This is a genomic window from Ferrovibrio sp., assembly GCF_025869515.1.
Taxonomy (GTDB): domain Bacteria; phylum Pseudomonadota; class Alphaproteobacteria; order Ferrovibrionales; family Ferrovibrionaceae; genus Ferrovibrio.
On the sequence record NZ_JAOZVR010000049.1, the window covers coordinates 58,131 to 68,133 of the forward strand.

8 protein-coding genes are annotated in these 10,003 nt (G+C 65.4%); 7 read left to right on the top strand and 1 reads right to left on the bottom strand.

Annotated elements, in window-relative coordinates:
- Positions 1-37 precede the first annotated feature (37 nt).
- The 7 genes from ptsP (at position 38) to OJJ21_RS07780 (ending at position 8,713) form a co-directional block, all read left to right on the top strand.
- On the top strand, positions 38-2,308 hold the full coding sequence (gene ptsP, locus OJJ21_RS07750) for a phosphoenolpyruvate--protein phosphotransferase (RefSeq protein ID WP_366092603.1): 2,271 nt from the start codon (positions 38-40) through the stop codon (positions 2,306-2,308).
- Between the two features lie 62 nt (positions 2,309-2,370).
- A complete protein-coding gene (locus OJJ21_RS07755) occupies positions 2,371-3,444 on the top strand; it encodes a helix-turn-helix domain-containing protein (RefSeq protein ID WP_297684810.1) in 1,074 nt (357 codons plus the stop codon).
- Positions 3,445-3,540: 96 nt separating this feature from the next.
- Complete coding sequence (gene ispG / locus OJJ21_RS07760; RefSeq protein ID WP_297684812.1) at positions 3,541-4,677, top strand: flavodoxin-dependent (E)-4-hydroxy-3-methylbut-2-enyl-diphosphate synthase; 1,137 nt, start codon at positions 3,541-3,543, stop codon at positions 4,675-4,677.
- A 27-nt stretch (positions 4,678-4,704) separates the two neighbouring features.
- Positions 4,705-5,958 (top strand): histidine--tRNA ligase, encoded by a 1,254-nt coding sequence (gene hisS / locus OJJ21_RS07765; RefSeq protein ID WP_297684814.1) that lies wholly within the window; start codon positions 4,705-4,707, stop codon positions 5,956-5,958.
- A gap of 4 nt (positions 5,959-5,962) precedes the next feature.
- The gene (prfA, locus tag OJJ21_RS07770) at positions 5,963-7,054 is read left to right on the top strand and encodes a peptide chain release factor 1 (RefSeq protein ID WP_297684815.1); all 1,092 of its coding nucleotides are present in this window, start codon (positions 5,963-5,965) and stop codon (positions 7,052-7,054) included.
- A complete protein-coding gene (gene prmC, locus OJJ21_RS07775; protein ID WP_297684816.1) occupies positions 7,047-7,919 on the top strand; it encodes a peptide chain release factor N(5)-glutamine methyltransferase in 873 nt (290 codons plus the stop codon). The genes prfA and prmC overlap by 8 nt, the downstream gene beginning before the upstream one ends.
- Before the next feature lie 302 nt (positions 7,920-8,221).
- Positions 8,222-8,713 carry a DUF4167 domain-containing protein gene (locus OJJ21_RS07780; RefSeq protein ID WP_297684817.1) on the top strand — a complete coding sequence of 164 codons (492 nt, stop codon included), beginning with the start codon at positions 8,222-8,224 and terminating at the stop codon, positions 8,711-8,713.
- A gap of 75 nt (positions 8,714-8,788) precedes the next feature.
- Here OJJ21_RS07780 and OJJ21_RS07785 read toward each other — a convergent pair whose 3' ends face one another.
- On the bottom strand, positions 8,789-9,844 hold the full coding sequence (locus tag OJJ21_RS07785; RefSeq protein WP_297684818.1) for a dienelactone hydrolase family protein: 1,056 nt from the start codon (positions 9,842-9,844) through the stop codon (positions 8,789-8,791).
- Positions 9,845-10,003: the final 159 nt, after the last annotated feature.

Below are 10,003 nucleotides of genomic sequence, written 5' to 3' on the forward strand. Positions count from 1 at the left end.
CACCAGCCTCTCCGGTAGCTGTTAGCGGAGACAGGCCGTGACGCCGGGCCGGGCACCACCGCCCGGGCCGCGCGGCCTGCTGCGCCGTCTCCGCGAGGTGATGGCCGAGGCCGGCACGGTCGACGAGCGCCTCGCCCGCGTGGTGCGCAACATTGCCGCCAACATGGTGGCCGAAGTCTGCTCGGCCTATCTGCTGCGCAACGACGAACTCGAACTCTACGCCACCGAGGGCCTGAATCCCGAGGCGGTGCACAAGACCCGCCTGAAGGTAGGCGAGGGTCTGGTCGGCGACATCGCCGCCCATGCGCGGCCGCTGGCGCTGGCCGACGCGCAAAGCCATCCGCAATTCGCCTACAAGCCGGAAACCGGCGAAGAGGTCTATCACTCGCTGCTCGGCGTGCCGATCCTGCGCGACAATCGCGTGATCGGCGTGCTGGTGGTGCAGAACCAGACCCGCCGGCAATATGCCGAGGAAGAGGTCGAGGCGCTCGAGACCATCGCCATGGTGCTGGCCGAGATGGTGGCCTCGGGTCAGCTCTCGGGTGGCGAAGACCTGGCCAGCACCAATCGCGCGCCATTCGGTCCGTTCCGCGCCGATGGTCGCATGCTGTCGGAAGGTCTCGCCATCGGCGTCGCCGTGCTGCATGAGCCGCGCATCCATGTCGAGAAGACGATTGCCGACGACATTCCGTACGAGAAGGACCGGCTCGATGCCGCCGTTGCCTCGATGCGCGACCAGGTCAATCGCATGCTGGAGACGCCGGACAGCGATCTGGTCGGCGAGAGCCGCGATGTGCTCGAGACCTACAAGATGTTCGCGCATGACACCGGCTGGCTGGCCAAGCTGCACCAGGCGGTCGATTCCGGCCTGACGGCGGAAGCCGCCGTGCTGCGCGTGCAGGGCGATACGCGCCACCGCATGCAGGCGATCACCGACCCTTACCTGCGCGAACGTCTGGCCGATCTCGACGACCTGGCCAATCGCCTGCTGCTGCATCTGGCCGGCAAGCCGTATCATTCGGCGGCCGAGAACCTGCCCGACAATGCCATCCTGCTGGCCCGCAGCATGGGGCCGGCCGAGCTGCTGGATTACGACCGCCGCAAGCTGCAGGGCGTGGTGCTGGAAGAAGGCTCCAGCGCCAGCCATGTCGCCATTGTCGCGCGTGCCCTGTCGATTCCGGTGATCGGCGGCGTCGAGGGCGTGATCGCCAAAGTCGAGCCCGGCGATACCGTGGTGGTCGACAGCGACCATGCGCAGGTTTTCGTGCGGCCGGCGCCCGATGTGGTGTCGGCTTTCCATCAGAGCGTGGCTTTGCGCCGGGCCCGGCTGGCGAAATACGCCGCCCAGCGCGAAGATCCGGCGATCACCGCCGACGGCACCAAGATCGCCATGCTGGTGAATGCCGGCCTGCTGATCGATCTCAGCAACCTCGACGAAACCAATGCCGACGGCATCGGACTCTATCGCACCGAGCTGCAGTTCATGGTGCGCCCGACCATGCCCAAGGCGGATGCGCAGACCGCGATCTATCGCCGCGTGATCGAACATGCCGGCGACCGCCCGGTGGTGTTCCGCACGCTGGATATCGGCGGCGACAAGGTGCTGCCTTATCTGACGAAATACCCGGAAGAGAATCCGGCCATGGGCTGGCGCGCCATCCGCCTGACGCTGGATCGTCCGGCGCTGCTGAAGGTGCAACTGCGCGCGATGCTGGAAGCGGCCGCCGGCCGCAGCCTGCATGTCATGTTCCCGATGATCGCCGAGGTGGATGAATTCCGCCGCGCCCGCCGCCTGCTCGACCGCGAGGTGCAGCGCCTGGTCAGCTTACGCAAGCCGGTGCCGCTCAAGGTGCAGGTCGGCAGCATGCTGGAAGTGCCGGCGCTCGCCTGGCAGCTGCCGGCCCTGCTGCCGCTGGTCGATTTCATCTCGGTCGGCTCCAACGATCTCATGCAGTTCATGTTCGCCGCCGACCGCGGCAATACCAGGCTGGCCGACCGTTACGATCCGCTGAGCCCGGCCATGCTCAGCTTCCTGCACTGGGTGGTGCAGCAGTGCCATGCCGCCAGCACGCCGATCACCATGTGCGGTGAAATGGGCAGCCGGCCGCTGGAGGCCATGGCGCTGCTCGGACTGGGCTTCCGGCGCCTGTCGATGCCGGCCAATGCGGTTGGGCCGGTCAAGGAAATGCTCCGTAGTCTTTCTGTTCCTGTCTTGTCGGAATATATGTCTAAACTTTATGCCTCACCCGAGCACAGCGTGCGTGGACCGCTGGAGGAATTCGCCCGGGAAAATGGTGTAATTGTTTGAAAATGCTGGCCTGATCGGCACATTGCCGTAATATGGCCAAAGCGGAAACCGCGGACGAGACAATGAATATGCAGTCCGGCAGTCAGCCGGCCATGACCGACATCGCCGCCGTATCGGGGCGCTATGAGGGAGTCGGACATAGCCTGAAAGTGGTGCGTGAACGTCGCGAGCTCGCGCTGGCGGACGTGTCTGCGCGCCTGCGCATCCGCCGCCCCTATCTGGAAGCCATCGAGGAAGGCCGTTTCGGCGAATTGCCCGGCGCAGTCTATGTCAGCGGCTTCCTGCGCCAGTATGCCGAATTCCTTGGCCTCGATCCCGACCAGGTGCTGAAAAGCTATCAGACCGAGGCCGATGGCACGGTGCAGCGCACGGTGCTGAATTTCCCGATGCCGCGGCCGGAAGAGCGCACGCCGCGCCTGTGGCTGGTGGTCGTCGCCCTGGTGGCGGCCGGCATTGTCTATGCGCTGTGGTATCGCCACCAGGAAGCCCTGCGTGTCGGCCAGGACCTGATCCAGGCCGTGCCGTCGCGGCTGGCCGATCTGGTGCCGAGCCCGCAGCCGATCGCGCCGGCGGCGCCGCCGATGGTGCTGCCACCGCCGACACCGCCGGCGCCGCCCCAGGTGGCACAGGCACCGGCGGCAGACGCACCGGCACCCCAGATGCCGCCGCCGCCCTCCGCACCGGTCGTGGCGTCCGTCCCGGCTCAGGTTCCGGCTCAGGTTCCGGCTCAGGCCCCGGCTCAGGCTCCGGCGCCTGCAGTTGCCGAGCCAGCCACGCCGGCGCCCGCGACACCTGCGGCGCAGCCGCCCGCGGTGGCTGCCGCGCCCGCTGCGGAGACGGGGAGTTACGGTGCCGCCGAGGCGGGCCGGATCCGTGTCGAGGCCACGGCGCCAGCCTGGATTCAGGTGCGCGGTCCCAACAACGAGCAGATTTTCACCCGGCTGCTGAATGCCGGCGAACGTTACCAGGTGCCCGACCGGGCCGGCCTGACCCTGCTGACCGGCAATGCCGGCGGGGTGCGGATCGTGGTCGATGGCCAGACCCTGGCGCCGCTGGGCGCCAGCGGCGAGGTCAAGCGCGGTATTTCGCTCGATCCGGAACGGCTGAAAAACCAGGATGGGGAACGCCAGGGCTAGGGCGCCTGCCTTGCCATCCCCCGGTAAAGACGCCATGTTACGCCGCGTCCGTCAGACCCCCCACGGAGTCTCAGCTGAGCCGGACGGAACCAGACCATGAGCATCCGACCCTATCGCGATATCCAGCGCCGCACGTCGCGCAAGATTTTTGTCGGCACCGTTCCGGTCGGCGGCGACGCGCCGATCACCGTGCAGACCATGACGAACACGCTGACCAGCGACGTCAAGGCCACGGTGGAGCAGATTCGCCGCTGCGAAGAGGTCGGCGCCGATATCGTGCGCGTCTCCTGTCCGGACGAGGATTCGACGCGGGCGCTGAAGGATATCGTGCGCCAGGTCAAAGTCCCGATCATCGCCGATATCCATTTCCATTATAAACGCGCCATCGAGGCGGCCGAGGCTGGTGCCGCCTGCCTGCGTATCAATCCCGGCAATATCGGCAGCGCCGACCGCGTGCGCGAAGTGGTGAAGGCCGCCAGGGACCATGGCTGTTCGATGCGCATCGGCGTCAATGCCGGGTCGCTGGAAAAGCATCTGCTGGAGAAATACGGCGAGCCCTGCCCGGAAGCGATGGTGGAAAGCGCGCTGGACCATGCGCGTATCCTGGAGGACCACGACTTCCGCGAATTCAAGATCAGCGTGAAGGCGTCTGACGTCTTCCTCGCCGTGGCCGCCTATCAGGGCCTGGCCGAGGCCTGCGACTATCCGCTGCATATCGGCATCACCGAGGCCGGTGGTCAGCGCATCGGCACGGTGAAATCCTCCATCGGGCTCGGCATGCTGCTGTGGTCGGGCATCGGCGACACGCTGCGCGTTTCGCTGTCGGCCGCGCCGGAGGAAGAGGTCAAGGTCGGCTTTGATCTGCTGAAGTCGATGAACCTGCGCCATCGTGGCGTCAACGTGATTTCCTGCCCGTCCTGCGCACGGCAGCAGTTCGATGTGATCAAGACCGTCGAGGTGCTGGAACAGCGGCTTGCCCATATCACCACGCCGATGACGCTCAGCGTGATCGGCTGCGTGGTGAACGGCCCGGGCGAGGCGCGCGAAACCGATATCGGCTTCACCGGCGGCGGCAAGGGTTCGCACCAGGTCTATCTCGCCGGACAGCCGGCGCACCGGCTGCAGAACGAGGATATCGTCGCGCATCTGGTCGGCCTGGTCGAAGCCAAGGCGCGCGAGATCGAAGCCGAGAAGCTCGCTCATTCCACCGACGCGGCTGACGCCGCGTCCTAGCTTACATTTCTGAAACGGAGACTCGCCGTGGCCCAGTTGCAGCCCGTGCGCGGCACGCATGACATTCTGCCCGACGACTATGCCCGGTTCCGCCATGTGGTGGATACCGCACGGCAGGCCGCGCTGGTGTTCGGCTACCGCGAGATGGCGACGCCGATCTTCGAATTCACCGATGTTTTCGCCCGCTCGATGGGCGAGACCTCCGATGTCGTCTCCAAGGAGATGTATTCCTTCACCGACAAGGGCGGCGAAAGCCTGACGCTGCGGCCGGAATATACCGCCGGCATCTGCCGTGCTTTCATCTCCAACGGCCTGCAGCAGCATGTGCCGTTCAAGGCTTTTGGCTGGGGGCCGATGTTCCGCTTCGAGCGGCCGCAGAAGGGTCGCCAGCGCCAGTTCCACCAGATCGACGTCGAGGTGATCGGCGCCGCCGAACCGCAGGCCGATGTGGAAGTGATTTCGGTGGCCGCCGAAATCCTGCGCCGTCTCGGCATCCTCGACAAATGCGTGCTGGAACTGAACACGCTGGGCGATCCGGAAAGCCGCGTCGGCTATCGCGATGCCCTGGTGCGATACTTCTCGAGCTACGTCGACAAGCTGTCGGACGACAGCCGCAAGCGGCTGGAGAAGAATCCGCTGCGCATCCTCGATTCCAAGGACGAGGGCGACCGTGCCCTGGTGGCGCATGCGCCGCTGATCCATGATTACCTGACACCGGCGGCGAGCGATTTCTTCAAGGCGCTGCAGGATGGCCTTGGCGCCAGCGGCGTGCCTTTCACTGTCAGTCCGCGCCTGGTGCGTGGTCTGGATTACTACACCCACACCGCCTTTGAATTCACCACCGACATGCTGGGGGCCCAGGGCACCGTGCTGGCGGGCGGGCGCTACGACGGCCTGATCGAGCAGCTCGGCGGCAAACCGACACCGGGCATCGGCTGGGCCGGCGGCATCGAGCGTCTGGTGATGCTGAGCGATCCGCAGCCGGCGGCACCGCGCATCGTTGCGATCATTCCCATCGGGGCTGCAGCCGAGGCTGCGGCCGTGACCCTGGCCGGCGACCTGCGCCGCGCCGATATCGCGGTCGAACTCGGCTATGGCGGCAATGCCGGCAAGCGCTTCAAGCGCGCCGACAGGCTGGGCTGCGCCGCTGCCGTGGTGATCGGCGACGACGAACTGGCCAAGGGCGTGGTCAAACTGAAGGACTTCAAGAGCGGCACCGAGATCGAAGTCGCGCGCGGCGATCTGCTGGCCCATCTTAAGCAAGACCAGTTGAAAGCCTGACGCCATGGATGTCGCCGGCCTGCCCGAGGCCAAGCTCGACAAGGTGATCGAACGCTACGAGATGCTGCAGGCCCAGATGGCCGGCGGCGGTCTCGCCGCCGATACCTTCGTGAAATTGTCGAAGGAATATGCCGAGATCGAGCCGCTGGTGCAGGTCATCAACGAATGGCGCCGGCTGCGCCAGGATGTCGCCGACCTGCTGGTGATGCGCGACGACCCGACCTCGGATACCGAGATGCGCAATCTGGCCGAGGCCGAGTGGAAGCAGGCCCAGGCCGCGCTGCCCGAGCTTGAACGCCGCGTGTTGGTCATGCTGCTGCCCAAGGACGAGGCCGACGAAAAGAACGCCATCCTCGAAGTGCGTGCCGGCACCGGCGGCGACGAGGCGGCGCTGTTCGCGCGCGATCTGTTCGAGATGTATCGCGGCTACGCCGCCAAGCATGGCTGGCGTTTCGAGGTCGACAGCATTGCCGACACCGAACTCGGCGGTTTTCGCGAGGCCGTCGCCACCATCACCGGGCGGAGCGTCTTTGCCAGACTGAAATTCGAATCCGGCGTGCATCGTGTGCAGCGCGTGCCCGATACCGAAACGCAGGGCCGTATCCATACCTCGGCGGCCACCGTGGCGGTGCTGCCGGAAGCCGAGGATGTCGATATCGACATCAACGAAAACGACCTGCGCATCGACGTCTACCGCTCGTCCGGCGCCGGCGGCCAGCATGTGAACACCACGGATTCCGCCGTGCGCATCACCCATATTCCCACCGGCATCGTGGTGGCGCAGCAGACCGAACGGTCGCAGCACAAGAACAAGGCCAAGGCGATGAAGCTGCTGCGCGCCAAGATGTATGAGGCCGAACGCGAGCGCCTGGCCTCGACCCGTGCGGCCGACCGCAAGGGCCAGGTCGGTTCGGGCGACCGCTCCGAGCGCATCCGCACCTACAATTTCCCGCAGGGTCGCGTCACCGACCACCGCATCAACCTGACTCTGTACAAGCTCGAGCAGGTGATGACCGGCGAGGCGCTGGACGACGTGATCGAGGCCCTGATTGCCGAGGATCAGGCCAGCCGGCTGGCCGAACTCAACGATGCCTGAGGCGACAACGATCGGTGCGGTGCTTGCTGCCGCCACCGGGCGCCTGAAGCAGGCCGATGTGGCCGAGACGCCGCGGCTGGAGGCCATCCTGTTGCTGGCGCATGCCAGCGGCCTGACGGCCGACCGCATCCGCATCGCACCCGAAGCGACGGTCACGCCTGCTGTGGCGGCCGCGTTCGAGCTGCTGGTGCAGCGCCGTCTGGCGCATGAGCCGGTTTCCAAGATTGTCGGCTCTCGCGAATTCTGGAGTCTGACCTTCCGCACCAGCCCTGATGTGCTCGATCCGCGCCCCGATTCCGAAACCCTGGTAGCCGGCGTGCTGGCGGCGATCCCCGACAGAAACACCGCGCTGCGGCTGGTCGATTTCGGCACCGGTTCGGGCTGCCTGCTGCTCAGTCTGCTGCATGAACTGCCGAATGCCACCGGGCTCGGCATCGATGTCTCGCCGCCGGCACTGAAGATCGCGCAGCAGAATGCCGATACGCTCGGCCTGGCCGGCCGTGCGGCTTTCCGGCTTGGCAGCTGGGGCAAGGGCGTGGAGGAATGCTTTGATATCCTGATCGCCAATCCGCCCTATATCGAAAGCGGTGTGGTGCCGCAGCTGGAGCCGGAAGTGGCGGATCACGATCCGCTGCTGGCGCTCGACGGCGGTGCCGATGGCCTCGATGCCTATCGCGCCCTGGTTCCGGATCTGGCGCATCTGGCCGCGAAAGACGCCCTGGTCGCGCTTGAGGTCGGCATGGGACAAGATGTCGCAGTAAGCCGGCTGCTGGCCACCGCCGGCTTTGGTCCGATTGCGGTTTTGCCCGATCTGGGCGGCATCGGCCGCGTGGTAACCGGCCGGAAATCCGTGCAGATTTCGTGAAAAAGGGGTTGGCAGGGGGGCGGCGCCCCCTTATCTTGAATACAGGGATGACGTGGTCCCCAAGGAACCCGCCCAAGGTATTATTCCGGGGTGTTAACCGGGGGCGAAGAAGCAGGCAACGTCATCGCCTCCTCGACAGCCGACATCAGATGACCGACATCGCATGGATGTTCGGCATCGGATGAGGGATTTCCTCGAGAGGCCGACCGCATCGAGCGCATGAAGTGCCAGTTGGCATAATGTGACGATGTGCGCGCATGGTGCCTGATTGCGCTATTTGCTGAAACAAGCGAGATGAACCTGTGAATAATAAGAATCGTCAACGCGGCGGCCGTCCTCAGGGCCGGAGGCCGCATGGTGGCGGCGGTAGTGGTGGTGGTGGAAATAACGGCGGGATGAACACTTCCCACCGCAATTTCGACTCCAACGGCCCCGACGTCAAAATCCGTGGCACGGCCACCAATATCTTCGAACGCTATTGCCAGCTGGCGCGCGACGCCAATGCTTCAGGCGATCGCGTGTCGGCCGAGAACTACCTGCAGCATGCCGAGCATTACTACCGGATCATGCTGGCCCAGGGCGTAACGCCGATGCAGCGTGCCGCCACCCAGCAGCAGACCGGCCAGCAGCCGCAGCAGCAGCCGCAGCAGCAGGGCAACGGCCAGCCGCCGGTGCAGGCTGCCGCCACCGAAGGCGGCGAGCAGCCGAGTCTGGAAATGGAGCTTGAAGCAGCGCTGGATCCGGAAGCCGAGGCTGCCGCGAAAGCCGAGCGCGACGAGGCGACGGCCGCTTAACAGCGCAGCCAGACCAGACAGCAAAAAGGCCGCCGGATCGTTCCGGCGGCCTTTTTTGTCAGATTAGCTCAGACCCTAGTTGATCGGCGGCAGCTCGCCCTGCTCGGCCTGGCTCCACATCGCCTCGTCGGCAAGGGTGAGCTGGCGGATCGGCAGGCTTTCGGTTTCCGGCACCATCGGCGCCAGTGCGATATCGATCTCCAGCTCCTTGTCCAGCAGGCCGCGGTCGCCGCCCAGATGGCGCTCGAAGAATTCGACCGTACGGTTGATGCTGTCTTCCTTGGCGTCGCCGCGGAAGGTATGGCCCTGGCCCTTGTAAATCTTCACCTCGTGCTCGGCCCCCACTTCATCGAGCAGGCTGGCCAGCTCATAGGCGCGGCGGACCGGCACGGTGGCATCCTTGTCGCCATGCAGCACCAGCGTCGGCGGCATGCGATGCACGCCCTTGCGCTGCACTTCCGACGGCATCGCACCCACCACATTCACCACAGCCTGCACGCGGTCGTCGCGGCTGCCCAGGCTGAGCGCATGGAAGCCGCCGAGCGACAGGCCGAAAATGCCGATCCGCTCCGGATCGACATAAGCCTGCCTTGCGACATAGGAGATGGCTTCGGTCAGGACGCGCTCGCGCTCGTCATGCAGGTTGACCGAGGCCTTGCGCAGCTGCGGTACGCCGTCGAAGTAATGCACCACGAAAGCGGTGATGCCCTTCTCGGCCAGCGCCTTGGCCTGCGGGTAGAACAGCGAGCCGTCGCCCAGGCCATGGGCGCCATGCAGCACCAGCACAGCCGGGGCCCGGCCATCCGTATCCAGCAGGTCGGTTTCGGCTTTCACCACATCGACCCGCACCTTGCGGCCATCGATCATGAATCCGTTGGTATTCTCGGCCTCGGCGGCGCGGCGCGCGCCTTCGGCGGATTTCTGTTTGCGCGGCTTTATGGCAGCCGGCTTGGTGCTCGGCTTCGGCGTCACGGTGGCTTTCTGGCTGGCGCGCGGCTGCGCCATCGCGGCCGGCACGGCGGCAACACTGCTCAAAATCAGCGCAAGCGCAGAAATGAAGCAAATCTGCCGGAATGCCCTGGTCGTAGATGCCTTGGCATTCAGCAGCGTCGTGGCTTGACCCCCGGCCATCGATTCCCCTGTAAAAGCCTCGTGAACTGAACTGGCGGGTCCCCACCCGCGGAGCTGTTTCAAGTTGTAACAAGGCCAAGCGGAGCCTGTCTACCTTTGATTTCACGCGAGATTTCCTGCTTTTTCAGGAAAATCATGGGGTTGTGGAAAAATAACCCC